Annotated in this window: 5 protein-coding genes; 3 read left to right on the top strand and 2 right to left on the bottom strand. The window is 37.1% G+C overall.

The features are described 5' to 3' along the window. Window positions 1–26: 26 nt before the first annotated feature. A complete protein-coding gene (gene lysS / locus MJQ71_RS13095; protein ID WP_238807074.1) occupies window positions 27–1,739 on the bottom strand; it encodes a lysine--tRNA ligase in 1,713 nt (570 codons plus the stop codon). 110 nt (window positions 1,740–1,849) lie between these two features. Beyond that, on the bottom strand, window positions 1,850–8,341 hold the full coding sequence (locus MJQ71_RS13090) for a PAS domain S-box protein (protein ID WP_238807073.1): 6,492 nt from the start codon (window positions 8,339–8,341) through the stop codon (window positions 1,850–1,852). A 595-nt stretch (window positions 8,342–8,936) separates the two neighbouring features. Here MJQ71_RS13090 and rpoB point away from each other — a divergent pair. The 3 genes from rpoB (at window position 8,937) to MJQ71_RS13075 (ending at window position 17,926) form a co-directional block, all read left to right on the top strand. After that, window positions 8,937–12,794 (top strand): DNA-directed RNA polymerase subunit beta, encoded by a 3,858-nt coding sequence (gene rpoB / locus MJQ71_RS13085; RefSeq protein ID WP_238807072.1) that lies wholly within the window; start codon window positions 8,937–8,939, stop codon window positions 12,792–12,794. 82 nt (window positions 12,795–12,876) lie between these two features. Then, window positions 12,877–17,193, top strand: coding sequence for a DNA-directed RNA polymerase subunit beta' (gene rpoC, locus MJQ71_RS13080; protein WP_238807071.1), 4,317 nt, complete (start codon window positions 12,877–12,879; stop codon window positions 17,191–17,193). 109 nt (window positions 17,194–17,302) lie between these two features. Continuing rightward, complete coding sequence (locus tag MJQ71_RS13075; protein ID WP_238807070.1) at window positions 17,303–17,926, top strand: carotenoid biosynthesis protein; 624 nt, start codon at window positions 17,303–17,305, stop codon at window positions 17,924–17,926. Window positions 17,927–18,057 lie beyond the last annotated feature (131 nt).

The following is an 18,057-nucleotide window of genomic DNA, read 5'->3' as shown; positions in this document are numbered from 1 at the left end:
CTTTTACAAATATATTGTCTATTTTTTTACTTCACCCAAGCCTCCACCTCTTCTTTACTCGGCATTTTTTCATCGATTTTGAGTTTTTTTCTCATTCCACCTAAATCATTAAAGATTTTATTGGCGTTTGCTCCTTTGAGTTGGTCAACCATTACGAAGCCCATTTTTTGTAAGGCTGGAACCCAAACTTTCGGAATACCAATCGCTTCATAATCTGCTTCTTGTGAAAGTTCTTGTTTCTTTTCTGGTCGCATTTGCGGAAAGAAAAGTACTTCTTGGATGCTCACGTTATCTGTCAACATCATTGTGAGGCGGTCGATACCGATACCGATTCCAGCGGTTGGTGGCATTCCGTATTCGAGTGAGCGAATGAAATCTTCGTCCATCGCCATCGCTTCGTCGTCGCCACGCTCTGCGAGTCTTGCTTGTTCTTCAAAACGTTCACGTTGGTCGATTGGGTCATTTAGCTCTGAGTACGCATTAGCCACCTCTTTTCCATTCACAAATAACTCAAAACGCTCAACCAAACCTGGTTTTGTACGGTGTTTCTTTGTCAATGGCGACATTTCGACTGGGTAATCAATGATGAATGTTGGTTGAATAAGGTTTGCTTCTACTTTTTCACCAAAAATCTCATCAATCAATTTGGCTTTGCCCATTGTATCGTCAATTTCCATTCCCCATTGGCGGCAATAGGCTCGAGTTTCTTCTTCACTCAATTCGCCCAAGTTTACGCCTGTATATTTTTCGATGGCTTCCAAAATACTCAAACGAGCAAATGGGCCTGCAAAATTCAATTCATTTTCACCTAATTTGAATATCGTTGAGCCATGAACCGCCATTGCTACTTTCTCAAATATTTCTTCCGTAATTCCCATCATCCATTCGTAGTCTTTGTAAGCCACGTAGAATTCGAGCGAAGTAAATTCTGGATTGTGCGTGCGGTCCATTCCTTCGTTGCGGAACATTTTTCCGAACTCATAAACACCTTCAAAACCACCAACAATGAGGCGTTTGAGGTAAAGTTCGTTGGCGATACGCATATACAAAGGCATATCGAGCGTATTATGGTGCGTGGCAAACGGGCGTGCGGCTGCCCCACCATGAATAGGCTGCAAAATTGGCGTTTCTACTTCCAACCAACCTTTATCATCAAACATCCTACGCATGGTGCTGATGATTCTTGCACGCTTAATGAAAACCTCTTTTACGTGCGGATTCACAATTAAATCTACGTAGCGTTGGCGGTAGCGTTGCTCAGGGTCAGAAAACGCATCGTAGATTTTACCATCAACTTCTTTTACAACTGGTAATGGGCGAAGTGATTTATTTAAAATTTTAAATTCAGTTACGTGAATCGAAGTTTCGCCAGTTTGAGTAGTGAAAACATAGCCTTTTACACCAATAATATCACCAATATCAAGCAATTTCTTGAAAACTGTATTGTATAAAGTTTTGTCTTCATCTGGACATAAATCGTCACGGCGGAAGTATAATTGAATACGACCCGTAGAATCTTGTAATTCAGCAAAAGACGCACTTCCCATGATTCGGAAAGACATCAAACGGCCAGCAATAGATACGTTTTTATAATCTAACTTATTATTTTCGTAATTTTTTTCAATATCGGCAGCCGTTACATTTATTTCAAATAAATCGGCAGGATAGGGGTCAATTCCCATTGCCATTAAGTCTTGTCTTTTCTGACGGCGTAGTATTTCTTGTTCGCTAAGTGCCATTTGTATAGTGTAATTATTTCAAAAAAATGTTTTTTTGTGCAAAATTAAGCAAAAAAGGTCAAGCAATGAAGCTCAACCTTTTTAATTACTTTCTGAAAAGTGATTTTGTTTTAATTTTCTGGAAATCTTATTTCAATTACAGTTCCCACTTCTGCATTTGGGTCTTCAGCATTTCGTATTTTATCATTGACCGAGAAAACAATATTCGCATCATTAATTTTATTGTAAGCCAAAAGGCGTTCGGCCGTAATTTTTAAACCTTGCGATTGATAGCCTTTACTTGATTTGGTCTGAATCCGTTCGGCATTTTTCCTGCCAACACCATTATCTTCGATTTTACAGATAAGATACCCTAATTCGCTATAAAAACGGATACTTAAAAATCCTTTCGTTAGTTTATATCGAAGTCCATGATTGATGGCATTTTCGACAAATGGTTGCAAAATCATCGTTGGGATTTCGATATACTTACTAACGTTTGGTTCGATGGTAATTTCAAAATCAAACTTATTATCAAATCTGATATTTTCTAATTCGATATAAAGTGTAAGCAGATTTATTTCTTCGGCCAGTGTAATAAATTTACTTCTTGATGAATCAAGAAACAGGCGAATCAAACGAGCAAATTTTGATAAATAACTATTAGCCGTAAAAGTATCCTGATTCATCACGTAGCTCTGAATCGAGTTGAGTGCATTAAACACAAAATGAGGATTCATTTGCATTTGCAAGGCTCTTAACTCAAGTTCGGCTTTTGACTTATTGGCAGCTTCTGTCAACTTATTTGCTTTAATGAGAGCTTGTTCGGCTATTTTTTTATCAGTAATATCAGTCGTGATACCAATAATCATAAATGCCTTGTCTTTTTCATTTTTGACCATTTTAGTGGCATTTTCGAGCCATTTCAAGTTGCCATGAGCGTCAATTATTCGATATATTCCATGAGCTGTTCCATAATTGATGACGTCATGTTCAATTTTTTCGGCAATTACTCTGTCTTCTGGATGAATCGCTTCTTTCCAGATATTAAAATTTCTTCGCCATTCACGAGCCGTTTTACCATATACTTTTTCAAAAGATTTACTCACAAATAAAAGTTTATAGTCAGGCACACTGATTGCCCAAACAACCTCATCAAGCGAGTTGAGAATACCAGTTAGTTTTTGCTGGCTTTCTTGTAAAAGCTGCTGTGATTTTTTTCGTTCTGTAATATCAATGCTGATACCAACCATGCTGGTTACTTCATCAAGTTCATTTTTGAGAGGAATTTTGGAAATTAAGAGCCAAGAAATATCTCCATTTTTACGCTTATGCAACGACTCAAAAGCGATTTTTGCTTGTTTTGAAGACATTACTTCCATATCTAGGTCAAAAGATTCTTGAGCTGATTTGGCATCATAAAGGTCGAAATCCATTTTTCCGATGACGTCACTTTCTTCTTTATAGCCAGCATAGTTTACATCGGTTTTATTAGAAAGGATTTTTTTCGCAGACCGATCTTTTACATAAATATTAATCGGAATATTATCAATAATTGCCCTTAAAAGCTTACGTTCTTCTACTAATTTTTTTTCAACTTTTTTTCTTTCGGTAATATCCGTTACAACTTCAACTTGTTGAATAATTACGCCTTCATCATCTTTGATAACGGTATTGTTTACTTCTATCCATTTTTTGTTTTTCTTATACGTTTCAACTTCTAACTCAAGGGTAAAATTATACCCATTCATAATATCAATTTGGTCATTTAATTCTCTGTTTTGAGGATTAAATAAATTTCTAGGTCGTTTATTGATAAGCTCTTCAAGCGGGATTTCGAGCATTTCCAAAAATCCTTGGTTTGCCCAAATAACACGCCCTTCGATATCGGCAATCAATACACCTGTGGTAATTTTTTCGGCTACAATTGAGAGCTGTTTGATTTGATTTTGAATCAATTTTCGCTCGGTAATGTCTGTGAAAACTGATGAAATCCTGACTAATTCACCAGATTTATTTCTGATTCCAAATGCTTTTTGTTGAATCCATTTTTCTTGGTTATCTTTTGTTTTAATAATAAATTCGCCTTCTGCAATATTATCTTGGCGAAGTTTTCCCAAAATAGTAAAACCAAATGTTTGGTATTCTTCACTCAAAAAATCTTGAATATAATTGTTTTGAGTATAAAAGTATTCTTGGTCGGCTTCCAAAACTTTTTTACAAGAAGGACTTACATAAAGACATTTATCGTTGACAACATCATAAAGTAAAAATACATCCTGAATGGTTTCGGTGAGTTGTCGGAAATTCCCTTCGCTTTCTTCAATAATCGCTTCATTTTTGATTCTTTCAAATGCATTCGCAATATTAGTGGCCAATGATTGCAAGATATTGATTTTTTCTTCAGACCATATTTGTTCGTTTGTGCAATCATCAAAACCGATAAAGCCATGAAACTGATTTTTGATAAAAATGGGCAGTAATAAAGCGGATAAAATGCTTTGGGATTCCCATCGTTTAGTGATTTTCGGATTGTTAAGTCCGCTAAAAGTTTTTTGAAATATTTTGTTTTGTAAAAGTGGCTCGGTGTAAAAAGAAATATCCTCAAACGAAAGATTATGCGTCAATGGATTGTTCATCTGTGAGCTGATTGAATCTTTTACCCATTCTACACTTTGACTAATCAGATTTGTTTTTAAGTCGTTTTCAAAGAAATAAACACGGTCAACATTGACTGCTTCGCCAATTAATCTAAATGTTTCTTTGAGGGTTTCTTTGATGTTTTTACTAATGAGTAGTTTTTCGGTTGTTTTGGCAATTGCCGCAAGGATTTCGCTTTTATAAAGTAACAAATGCTGATTTTCAATTAGTTTTTCTTCTGCTTTTTTGCGTTCAGTAATATCAATTTGTATTGTTGCAACGGTAAAAGCTTTCTCAGTTAATGGGTCTTTTATCAAAAATACGGTGGCATCAGTATAACGGATTTCTTTTGTTTTTGAATGGACAATATCTAGTTCACCTTTCCACATTCCATCTTTGAAAATATATGGAATAACAACGTTTCTTAATAGATTTGCACTCTTGTCGGTATGGTATTGAAAAGCAGTTGTTTGTTGATATGAATCACCAAATCCTGACATATTTTTTGCTTTTTCGTTCAAGAAAATTACATTGCCTTTCATGTCAGAAAGAGCAATGAATGCGTCTGAATATTTAATTAAATTGACAAATTTTTCTTGTTCTAATTGTATTTCCAGCAATTTCCCTTGGGCATTTTTTAAGTCTTCATAGCTTTTTTTGATAGCAATTTCGGTCGTTTTTCTTTCAGTAATATTTGTGATTATTCCATCTAGTAAGAAGCGGTTTTCATTTTCATCAAAATACCTTGTTCCTTTTTCATTGACCCAAATAATGTTATTATTGATATCAAGTATGCGATATTCAATGGAATATTCTTCTAATAAATTTCCTACAAATGGTAAAGCAGCAAACGATTTATCATCAGGATGAACGATGCTTATATAGCTTCTTACCTGATTATTGATAAAATCACTAGCGTCATAACCAGTCAGATGCTTAATGGCATCGCTAATAAAAATCATCGTCCAATGTTCATCATTTAAGCAACGGAAGGTTACAGTCGAAATATTAGCAATCAAAGTTCTATATTGTTGCTCCTTATCTCTTACTATTTGATTGAGTTGAACCTGTTCATCAATATCTTGGAAAGTACCATATAATCTCTTGCATTGTCCTTGCGAAAACTCTGCCTGCCCAATGGCTCGTACCCATTTTTCGGTGCCATTGAGTGTTATGATTTGCACTTCAATATCGAATGAAGTACCATCTTTGATACATTTATAAATGGCCGAGGCTATTTTATCTCGGCTTTCTCCTTCTTTATAATAATTGAGAGCATCATCTAATTCGAGTTTAAATGAAAGGGGAGCTTCTAAGATTACTTTATTAATGTCAGAAAGATAAAAGTCTTTATTAATCAAATCAATTTCCCAGCTACCAATGCGAGCAATGATACTGGTTTGTTCGAGAATCTCCTTGGTTTGATTTAATTCTGCCTCTGCTTTTCTACGTTTATCAGCTTCGATACCAAGCGAAATAATATCTGCAATCGACCGAGCAAACGAAATGTCTTCTTCAGTCCATATTTTTGCTTCGTTGGTTTGCTCCCAACAAATAACACCTTCTAATTTACCATTTACTCGAACAGGAACATCGAGAATTGACTTAATAGACAATGGTTTTAGATAGGACTCAGCTAGTTCACGGGTATATTTATGCGTAAGAGCATCACTTGCAACGATTGCTAACCCCTTTTTTAGCCCTTCAAAATAAGTTGGAAATTGAGAAGCAATAATAACTTCGCCCGAAGAATGCTGGCTTGATTCTCGGTTAAATAAATCAACTGATTCAATTTGGTCTTTAGTGTAAGTCCAAATCGATACCCTACTTACTCCGATGCCATTGGCAGCAGCTTCAGTGATTGTTTGAATACCTTTTTCCCAAAAACCACTTTCGTCATAAGGAGTTGTTGAAATACCTAGAAGAATAGTATTTTGTAATAATCTTCGTTCTTGTCTTTGTTGTTTTGCTATTTCGGCTGCTTTACGTTCGCTGATATCCCTTGCCGAAACTATTCGCATTAAAGGGCTGCCATCCTTATCATAAATCAGATTTACAGAATCTTCACGCCATACGTAATGACCATTTTTATGTAAAAAACGTGAAATATAGGTCAAACTAGGCATTTGTTTTTGAATAGCCTGTCCATATACATCATCAAGTAATTGATGGTCATCTGGATGGAAGAAATCAAAGATATTATTTTCTGCAATGCTTATTGCTTCTTCTGCCGAATACCCGAATTGTTTTTCATGAGCGGGCGAAAGATAAACGACTTTATCTTTTTCAAAAACTATCACAACATCCGAAATATTATTACTGATAAAGCGAAGTTTTTCTTCACTTTGAATGAGTGCATTTTTTGCATTGACTTGTTCTTCAATATCTTGCACCGTACCATAAATACGACTGCACTGATTGTTCACAAATTCGGCTGCACCTTTGGCTCTTACCCATCTACTATTGCCTTTTGCCGTAATAATTTCAAGTTCGAGGTCATAAGGAATGCCCAATTTGATACAATCATCTAAAGCTTTTTTGATAGCATCCCTATTTTCTCCTTCTTTAAAATATTGAATAGCCCCCTGAAAATCGCTTGTTGTGTCTGCTGATACTTCATAAATACTTTTTGTAATATCCGAAGTTCTTAATTTCTGTTCTTTAATATCAAACTCCCAACCACCAACAAGTGCCACTCGATTGGTTTGTTCGAGGGTTTCTTTTGTGCGTTTAAGTTCGATTTCAGATAATTTACTTTCAGTAATATTTCGGGCAATACATATTACTTCAATAGGCGTTCCTTCCTCGTCGGAGAGCGTCGAAACTACAACATTGAACCACTGCTTGCCGTGCGGAAGCGTAAGAGCATATTCGGCACTCGATTTTTTGTTAGTTTTTATGGTTGTATCAACTGCAACTTTAATCGCATTTAAAGCGTCTTCGGGAAAGCCAATATCAAAAATGGTTTTGCCTATGAAAGCAGATGCAGGCAACAAAAGGTCGTTTTCGTTTTCACTTTGGTAGTATTCTTTAAAAAAATAATTAGTATCAATCACAAAAACCAAGTCACCGATATTCGATAAAAGACTATTGAGCCGACTATTTGTACGCCTTAGTTGGGTTTCACTTTGTTTTATTTCACTAATATCTCGCCCCACTTTTAGCGATAAACTATCGTTAAAAACTTCTTCATGCCAATCCAGAAATTTATAGTCGCCATTTTTAACTTTCATTTTCTGGGTTTCTACGCCATCAATTATTGTGGTTTCGATGTCTTTTGCAATATCGGCGTTCCAGTTTTTACCAATCCATTCTTCTTTATCATAGCCTAATGTTTCCTTTACGTTATCGCTTACAAAAGTTATTGTGCCTTCATTATCGATTCCGATTACCAATAAATTGCCTTTATTGACAAAATTGTAGGCAAAAAATAAGTTTTCTTTGGTGCTTAAATCAATAAAATGAATAACATAATTGATAGTAAAAGAGATAAAAGAGCTATTGAAATAGATGATGTAATCTTTAGCAGAAATCAATTTTGAAAATACAAAAGTCAATAATATGGCATTAATCGAAGAGAAGTAAATGTAAAAATTTTTGGCATTGTAAAACACATAATAAGAAGTCATATTGATGATAGAAAATTCTGCTAAATTCAGAAAATCCATCGGGGCATAGGCAATCTTATAGATAATCAATAAGTTGTATGTGATAAAGAAACCTAGGAAGAAATGATGTAGGTTTCTTTTCAAAAAATCAGAATAACGACTGCCAAAACCAATTCCCAAACAAATAGCTCCGATAACTAAATTAGCTATTAAATCACTTTTTTCTCTAACCTTAAATATTTCAATACATAACTCACTTGCTGGCACAAAAATACCTACTGCCCAAAAATAAAGAATATAGCGAAAGTGATGTTTGGATAAGTCTTCAATGTTATTAACATGCAAATGACTGTATTTTGAGTAGGAATTTTTCATTAAATAAAAAATCACTACCAAAGAGACAGAAACAATAACCGAGAATGAAAAATTTTGAACAATACTGCTCATGCTATCAAAACTAAAAGTATATGGCAAATAAAATAGATGATAATTATTGAAATTTCAAGAACTTACTTAAAAAGCCTTTATTCGTTGATGATAAATGAATAGTGAATAATTGATGTTTTCGAGGCATTAGGTAACACACCGAAATTTAATATTAAAAAATCAAAAACAAACAGATTGAAGCTTATTATTTAAAAATGGCTATTTTTTCTTAAAAAAAAACTGATTTATGCAATAAAAAAACACAAAAAGCAATAAATACTTGTTTTTTTCATTATTAATATATACTTTCGCACCCTATTTAATAATACCCCCTAAAAAAAAGCTTTTCATTAGTAGAATTTTTGTCCGATACACTGCTGTTTTCGTAGGACAGTCGAACAGGGATAATTATTCGCTTCACTACGATATAAAACAGTTTTCAGCGAATAGTGTTTAGCAATTGATTGCTATCAAAAGTGGTCAGTTTTGCTCAATATTTTAAGCTATTTTTTAAAATTTTATATCACTTAAAACTTTTCAAACCTTGAATCTGACAGAAACCGGTAGAAAAAGTTTCGCAACGGTAAAGCCCGTTATTGATTATCCAGACTTTTTGGATATTCAGGTAAAATCATTCCAGGATTTTTTCCAGATTGAGACACCAGCCGAAAGCCGAAAAATGGAAGGGCTTTACAACGTATTTGCCGAAAACTTCCCCATCGCCGATTCACGTGAAAACTACGTGTTAGAATTCGTCGATTACACAATTGACCCACCAAAATACTCAGTTGATGAGTGTATTGACCGTGGTCTTACTTACGCTGTGCCTTTAAAAGCAAAATTGCGTTTGATTTGTAATGATACTGACAACGAAGACTTCGAGACAATCGAGCAAGAAGTATTCCTCGGTAACATTCCATACATGAATGGTCGTGGCTCATTCGTTATCAACGGAGCTGAGCGTGTTATCGTATCACAATTACACCGTTCGCCAGGTGTGTTCTTCTCAATGAGTAAGCACACAAACGGAACAAAACTTTACTCAGCTCGTGTAATCCCGATGAAAGGTTCGTGGATTGAATTCTCGACTGACGTAAACAACGTCATGTATGCCTACATTGACCGTAAGAAAAAATTCCCAGTTACAACATTGCTTCGTGCAATCGGTTTTGGGTCTGATAAAGACATCCTTAACCTTTTTGGTCTTTCGGAAGAAATTCCAGGAACTCGTGAAGCTTTGAAAAAAGCAATCGGTCGTCGTTTAGCAGCTCGTGTACTTCGTACATGGACTGAAGACTTCGTTGATGAAGATACTGGCGAGGTTGTATCAATCGACCGTAACGAGGTTATCTTGGAGCGTGATTCTGTTATCACTGATAATGATATTGACACAATTCTTAACACTGAGCAAAAATCTATCATTTTGCACCGTGAAGATGCCAACGTTTCAGAATTTAACATTATCTATAATACGTTGCAACGTGATAGTTCAAACTCTGAAAAAGAGGCCGTTGAGCAAATCTACCGTCAGTTACGTAACACCGAAGCACCTGATGAAGCAACAGCCCGTGAGATTATTCAAGGTTTGTTCTTCTCTGACAAACGTTATGATTTAGGAGAAGTTGGTCGCTACCGTGTAAATACAAAATTGAGCTTGACTACACCACTTGAAACTGGTGTTTTGACAACCCAAGATATTGTCGAAATCGTTAAGTTTCTTATCAGTTTGATTAACTCGAAAGCAGTTGTCGATGATATTGACCACTTATCGAATCGTCGTGTACGTACCGTAGGAGAACAACTTTACTCTCAATTTGGTGTAGGTTTGGCTCGTATGGCTCGTACTATCAAAGAACGTATGAACGTGCGTGACAATGAAGATTTCAAGCCAGTAGATTTGATTAATGCCCGTACGCTTTCGTCGGTTATTAACTCATTCTTTGGTACGAACCAATTGTCACAATTCATGGACCAAACTAATCCATTGGCCGAAATTACCCACAAGCGTCGTATGTCGGCACTTGGGCCTGGTGGTTTGAGCCGTGAGCGTGCTGGTTTTGAGGTTCGTGACGTTCACTATACGCACTACGGTCGTTTGTGTACTATCGAAACACCTGAGGGACCAAACATCGGTTTGATTTCGTCGCTTTGTACGTATGCCAAAATCAATGGTATGGGCTTTATTGAGACGCCTTACGTTAAGATTGAAAATGGTAAATTAACAAAAGAACTAGTTTATTTGACTGCTGAGGAAGAAGATGGTAAAAACATCGCCATGGCAACAGCCGATGTTGATGCTGATGGTAATTTCTTGGTAGATACTTTGAAATGTCGTTATGAAGGTGATTTCCCGATGAAAGCACCCGAATCAATTGACTTCATGGATATTGCCTCAAATCAAATTGTATCAGTGGCGGCATCAATGATTCCGTTTATTGAGCATGATGATGCGAACCGTGCCTTGATGGGCTCAAACATGCAACGTCAGGCTGTGCCTTTGTTGCGTCCTGAAGCTCCGATTGTAGGTACTGGTTTGGAAGGTCGTTTGGCTCGTGACTCACGTACTTTGGTTGTTGCAGAAGAAGATGGTATTATTGAATACGTTGATGCTAATGTTATCAAAGTTCGCTATGAGTGGACAAAAGAGCAAACATTAGTTAGCTTTGACAGTAATATTACTTCTTACGAACTAATCAAACACCGTCGTACGAACCAAGATACTTGTATCAATATTCGCCCAATTGTATTAAAAGGGCAAGCCGTTAAAAAAGGTCAAATCCTTGTAGAAGGGTATGCAACTCAAGGTGGAGAATTAGCTCTTGGACGTAACCTTTTGGTTGCCTTCATGCCTTGGCAAGGATATAACTTTGAGGATGCGATTGTAATTTCGGAAAGAGTTGTTCGTGAAGATATCTTTACTTCTATTCACATCGAAGAATACGAACTCGAAGTACGTGATACAAAACGCGGAGAAGAAGAGTTGACGGCTGAGATTCCAAACGTTTCGGAAGAAACCGTGAAAAATCTCGACGAAAACGGTATCGTTCGCACAGGAACACGTGTAAAAGAAGGTGATATTTTGATTGGTAAGATTACTCCAAAAGGAGAATCAGACCCAACTCCAGAAGAAAAACTTCTTCGTGCTATCTTTGGTGATAAAGCCGGTGACGTAAAAGATGCATCGAAAAAAGCACCACCTTCAATGGACGGTGTAATTATCGACACAAAACTATTCTCACGCCCAAGCAAAGAAGAACGCTCTAAGCACAAAGAAGAGTTGAAAGTGTTAATGAAAAAACACGGAAGAATGTTACTCGAACTCCGTGCTTTGATGATTGATAAATTGGTTGAATTGCTAGATGGCAAAACAACGGTGGGAGTAAAACATAAATTTGGTGATGAACTAATCTCTAAAGGCGTTAAGTTCAATCGTTCAAATATTGCTAATAACTTATTCCCAGATAAAAACAATTATGTTGATGAAAGTCAATACAATGTTCCCGAAGAAGTAAACCTTTTAGGAGATGTTATTTTGGATGGATGGACAGAAGATACTGCTTTCAATAAATTGATTGTATCTCTTTGTAAAAATTATTTAGCTCGTCGTAGCGAAGTAATTGGTCGATTCAAACGTGAGCGTTTCGTATTAGAAGTTGGTGATGAACTACCAGCAGGTATCGTGAAATTGGCTAAAGTTTATATCGCTAAGAAACGTAAGTTGAAAGTAGGTGATAAAATGGCTGGTCGTCACGGAAATAAAGGGGTTGTTGCTCGTATCGTTCGTGATGAAGATATGCCATTTACGGCAGAAGGTCAGCCAATGGACATCGTGTTGAACCCACTTGGTGTACCTTCTCGTATGAATATTGGTCAGCTTTATGAAGTTGTATTAGGTCTTGCGGGTAGAAAATTAGGCCGTAAATATGCTACGCCAATCTTTGATGGTGCTACTGAAGAAGAAGTATCAGCCGAATTAGCAGAAGCAGGCTTACCACCTTATGGACGTTCGCAACTTTACAATGGTTTGACTGGTGAACCTTTCGACCAAAAAGTAACCGTAGGTATCATGTATATGATGAAACTTGGTCACTTAGTTGATGATAAAATGCACGCTCGTTCAATCGGACCATACTCATTGATTACACAACAACCATTGGGTGGTAAAGCTCAATTTGGTGGTCAACGTTTCGGAGAAATGGAGGTTTGGGCATTGGAAGCTTTTGGTGCGTCACATATTTTGCAAGAGATATTAACCGTAAAATCTGATGATGTATTGGGTCGTGCCAAAGCTTACGAAGCAATCGTGAAAGGGGAGAATTTGCCAAAACCAAATATCCCAGAATCATTCAACGTATTGGTTCACGAATTACGTGGATTGGCCTTGGAGATTACGTTACAGTAGTCAAAAAAATAAAGGTGTGTTGTTCTAAGGAATTACACACCTTAAAATGAGCATATCATTTTCACATCAATCATACTTGAAAATGTCTTTAAAGAAAAATAAAAAATTAAATAGTGACTTCCAGAGCATTACCATCAGTTTGGCTTCACCAGAGTCAATATTGGAAAGCTCATACGGAGAAGTTACACAACCCGAAACTATCAACTACCGTACTTACAAACCCGAAATGGGCGGTTTGTTTTGCGAGCGTATTTTCGGCCCTGTTAAAGACTGGGAATGCCACTGTGGTAAATACAAACGTATTCGTTACAAAGGCATTATCTGCGACCGTTGTGGCGTAGAAGTTACTGAGAAAAAAGTTCGTCGTGAACGCATGGGACACATCGAATTAGTTGTGCCTGTTGCTCACATTTGGTACTTCCGTAGTTTACCAAATAAGATTGGTTACTTAGTCGGAATGTCATCGAAGAAACTTGACCAAATTATTTATTACGAACGATACGTGGTTATTCAACCAGGTGTTAAAGGTGAAGATGGCGTTTCACAAAACGACTTCTTGACTGAAGAAGAATATTTGGATATCATGGACAAGTTGCCACGTGAAAACCAAATGCTCGACGATAAAGACCCTAATAAATTTATCGCTAAAATGGGTGCAGAAGCTTTAGAAATGATGCTTTCTCGCTTAGATTTAGACCAGTTGTCGTACGATTTACGTCACGCTGCTGCTACCGATACTTCACAACAACGTAAGGCTGATGCCTTAAAACGTTTGAAAATCGTAGAGGCTTTACGTGATGCAAACACACGTATCGAAAACAAACCTGAATGGATGGTTATTCGTATGGTGCCAGTTATTCCACCAGAATTGCGTCCGCTTGTACCTTTGGATGGTGGTCGTTTTGCTACTTCTGACTTAAATGACCTTTACCGTCGTGTGATTATCCGTAACAACCGTTTGAAGCGTTTGTTGGAAATCAAAGCTCCAGAAGTAATCTTACGTAACGAAAAACGTATGTTGCAAGAAGCTGTTGATTCACTTTTTGATAACTCACGTAAAGTAAATGCTGTTCGTTCGGAAGGTAACCGTGCCTTGAAATCTCTTTCAGATATGTTGAAAGGAAAGCAAGGTCGTTTCCGTCAAAACTTATTAGGTAAACGTGTTGATTATTCAGGTCGTTCGGTAATTGTTGTAGGACCAGAATTGAAATTACACGAGTGTGGTTTGCCAAAAGATATGGCAGCCGAACTTTTCAAACCGTTTATTATTAGAAAACTAATTGAGCGTGGAATTGTTAAGACGGTAAAATCTGCTAAGAAAATCGTTGATAGAAAAGATGCCGTAGTTTGGGATATTTTGGAAAATGTTTTGAAAGGACACCCAGTTCTTCTAAACCGTGCTCCTACGCTTCACAGACTTGGTATTCAGGCTTTCCAACCAAAATTAGTGGAAGGTAAAGCAATCCAATTGCACCCGTTAGTTTGTACAGCCTTCAACGCTGACTTTGACGGTGACCAGATGGCCGTTCACGTGCCGCTTGGTCAGGAAGCAATTATGGAAGCTTCAATTTTGATGTTGGCTGCTCATAATATCTTGAATCCTGCCAATGGAGCTCCAATCACTGTACCATCTCAGGACATGGTGTTAGGTCTTTACTTCGTAACAAAAGGACGTAAATCAACACCAACTCACAAAGAGCCAGGTGAAGGAATTACATTCTATTCGGCTGAAGAAGTAATCATCGCCCTTAATGAAGGAGCTGTTTCTAAACACGCTCACATTAAATGTCGTGTGAAAGTAAAAGATGAAAACGGACAATTAGTTTATAAAGTTGTTGATACTGTTGCTGGTCGTATTTTGTTTAATCAATGTGTACCAGAAGAAGTAGGTTATTTGGACGAATTATTGACCAAGAAAAAACTACAACAGCTCATCGGCCGTGTCTTCAAAGAATCAGGCTATGCTCGTACAGCTAAATTCTTGGATGATATCAAAGAATTAGGTTATCAAACAGCCTTCAGAGGTGGTTTATCAATTGGTTTGGACAATATCATTGTTCCTCCAGAAAAAGTTAAACTCGTTGAAGATGCGAAAAAAGAAGTAGAAGAAGTACAAAACAACTATATGTTCGGTATCATTACTGAACGTGAGCGTTATAACCAAATTATTGATATTTGGGGACGTGTAAATAGTAGTATGCGTCTAATTCTATTGAAACAATTAGAAGAAGACCAAGCAGGTTTTAACCCAATCTACATGATGATGCACTCTGGAGCTCGTGGTTCGCAAGAACAAGTGCGTCAGTTGGGCGGTATGAGAGGTTTGATGGCGAAACCACAAAAGAATATTCAAGGTTCGGTTGGAGAAATTATCGAAAACCCAATTTTGTCTAACTTTAAAGAAGGTCTTGACGTACTCGAATACTTTATCTCTACTCATGGTGCTCGTAAAGGTTTGGCCGATACAGCCTTGAAAACTGCCGATGCAGGTTACTTGACTCGTCGTTTGCACGATGTTGCTCAAGACGTAGTAGTAAATGAAATTGATTGTGGAACTTTACGAGGTATTCAAGTTTCTGCCTTGAAAGACAACGAAGATATCGTTGAGCCACTTTCAGAGCGTATTTTGGGACGTACATCAGTTTATGATTTGATCGACCCATTAACTAAGAGACTTATCGTAAAAGCAGGCGAAGAAATCACGGAAGAAATTGCCGCTGAAATCGACGAAACTGCCATTGAAACTGTTGAAATTCGCTCGGCATTGACTTGCGAAACGCAAACAGGTGTTTGTGCGAAATGTTATGGACGTAACCTTGCAACTGGCCGTATGGCGGAAGGTGGGGAAGCCGTTGGTGTAATTGCCTCTCAATCAATTGGTGAGCCAGGTACACAGTTAACACTTCGTACATTCCACACAGGGGGTACTGCCCAAAACGTTGCCTCAGAAGCAAATATCAAAGCTAAATTCGCTGGAACAATACAATTAGAAGAAATGCGTACCGTACAGTCAACCGACCGTGAAGGTAATGCAATTACAACTGTATTGGGTCGTCGTGGTGAGATTCGTATCATCGAAACAGGTACAAATAACGTACTTATCGTGAATAACGTACCTTACGGAGCTACTTTGGAAGTAAAAGACGGACAAAAAATTAACAAAGGTGACGTAATGTGCCATTGGGACCAATTTAATGCCGTTATCCTTTCAGACATTGATGGTGTAATTGAATACGATGCTATCGAAGAAAATATAACTTTCAAGGAAGAAGCCGATGAACAAACTGGTTTCCGTGATAAAGTTATCATCGAATCGAAAGACCGTACTAAAAACCCTTCAATCATTGTGCGTTCTAGCAATGGTGAGGAAGAAAAAGCGTATAACTTGCCAGTATTAGCTCGTTTGACAGTTGAGGATGGAAAAATCATCAAAGCTGGTCAGATTTTAGCTAAGATTCCACGTGCTATCAACATGAACCGAGATATTACAGGTGGTTTACCTCGTATCACCGAATTGTTTGAAGCTCGTAATCCTTCAAATCCAGCGGTTGTATCTGAAATTGATGGTATCGTACAATATGGTGCTATCAAACGTGGTAATCGTGAGATTTTTGTTGAAGCAAAAGACGGAATCAAAATGAAATACATGGTGCCATTATCGAAATTATTCTTAGTACAAGATGGAGATTTCGTATTGGCAGGTGACCCTCTTTCTGACGGTGCAATTACGCCAGCCGATATTCTTCGTATTAAAGGGCCAACCGCTGTACAAGAATATTTGGTAAACGAAGTACAAGCCGTTTATCGCCAACAAGGGGTAAAAATCTCAGATAAGCACATTGAAACGATTGTTCGTCAAATGATGCAAAAAGTTGAGGTTATTGACTCAGGCGATACACTCTTCTTGGATAATCAGATGATTGACAAATGGTTAGTACGTGCAGGAAATGATAAAATTTTGGATAAAAAAGTAGTAATGGACGCTGGTGCTTCGGATAAATTCAAGCCTGGTCAAATTATTACAGGCCGTGAAATGCGTGACGAAAATAGCCGATTGAAGCGTGCTGACTTAGCACAAATCGTTGTGCGTGACGCCATGCCAGCCGTAGCTCGTCCAACATTACAAGGTATCACTGCTGCGTCGTTAGGTACAGAATCATTTATGTCAGCGGCATCGTTCCAAGAAACTACGAAAGTGTTGTCAGAAGCTGCCGTAAGAGGTAAGCGTGATACACTCGAAGGTTTGAAAGAAAACGTTATTGTTGGTCACTTGATTCCTGCTGGAACAGGTAATCGTAAATACCAAAATATTATCGTTGGAAGCAAAGCAGAACTTGAAGCCGCCGCTGAAAAGAAGAAAGCTCAAGATGCAGCAAAACAACGCAGAGAATACGTTTAATCAAAATGAACGTCTCTCTTTAATAAATTAACAAAAGGTCAAGCATTTTGCTTGACCTTTTGTTTTATGTGAATTGAGTAGTTAAATTTGAAGAAAATATCAAACCTAAGTGAAACATAAACCGTATCTCTATCTCCTAACCTCGATGTATGTGGCAGGAATCATTGGCCTAAATGTAAATGCCGCTGCCGAACTTTTTAGATTTCTCACACCATTCAACCTATTAGCATCGTGTGCTATTTTGTTGTATTTTCATCAAGAATGGAATCGTAACTTTCTGATATTCATTGTGTTAACTTTTTTGACAGGTTATTTTATAGAAGTAATCGGTGTGAAAACAGGCTTGATTTTCGGAGAATATCAATATGAAACAACGCTCGGTTTTAAGTTTCTAAGTGTTCCGCCTGTAATTGGTGTCAATTGGCTTTTATTAGTTTATTGTGTTGGAAGTTCGTTTTGTCGGGTTACAAAGCCACTTTATTTTAAAGTGCTTTACGGAGCATTATTGATGACAATGTTTGATTTTTTGGCTGAACCCATTGCCATTCAACTAGATATGTGGTCGTGGACTGGTGGCCTTCCACCTTTGCAAAATTATATCGGTTGGTTTTTCGTTTCTGCATTTCTACTGACTTTGTTTCATCTGTTACCATTTCGAAAAGACAATAAAATATCATTATGGTTACTGATTTTGCAAATTTGCTTTTTTGGAATCCAGCGTTTAGTGTTTTAATTTTTGGGAAATTACAACCTTTTTTACTAAAATTGAATCATTTATTTGGTAGTGCAACAAAAACGTTTTATGCTAAATACGCCTATTTATGAGACCTTCAATAAAAATATTGTTCGGCATATTTTCCGTAT

This window comes from Emticicia aquatica, from assembly GCF_923079645.1.
Classification (GTDB): domain Bacteria; phylum Bacteroidota; class Bacteroidia; order Cytophagales; family Spirosomataceae; genus Emticicia; species Emticicia aquatica.
This window is presented reverse-complemented; position numbering and strand designations above follow the sequence as displayed.

Coding starts and splice junctions, on each gene's coding strand:
- lysS (WP_238807074.1), bottom strand. CDS start 1,739: ATGGCACTTAGCGAACAAGAAATACTACGCCGTCAGAAAAGACAAGAC.
- MJQ71_RS13090 (WP_238807073.1), bottom strand. CDS start 8,341: ATGAAAAATTCCTACTCAAAATACAGTCATTTGCATGTTAATAACATT.
- rpoC (WP_238807071.1), top strand. CDS start 12,877: ATGTCTTTAAAGAAAAATAAAAAATTAAATAGTGACTTCCAGAGCATT.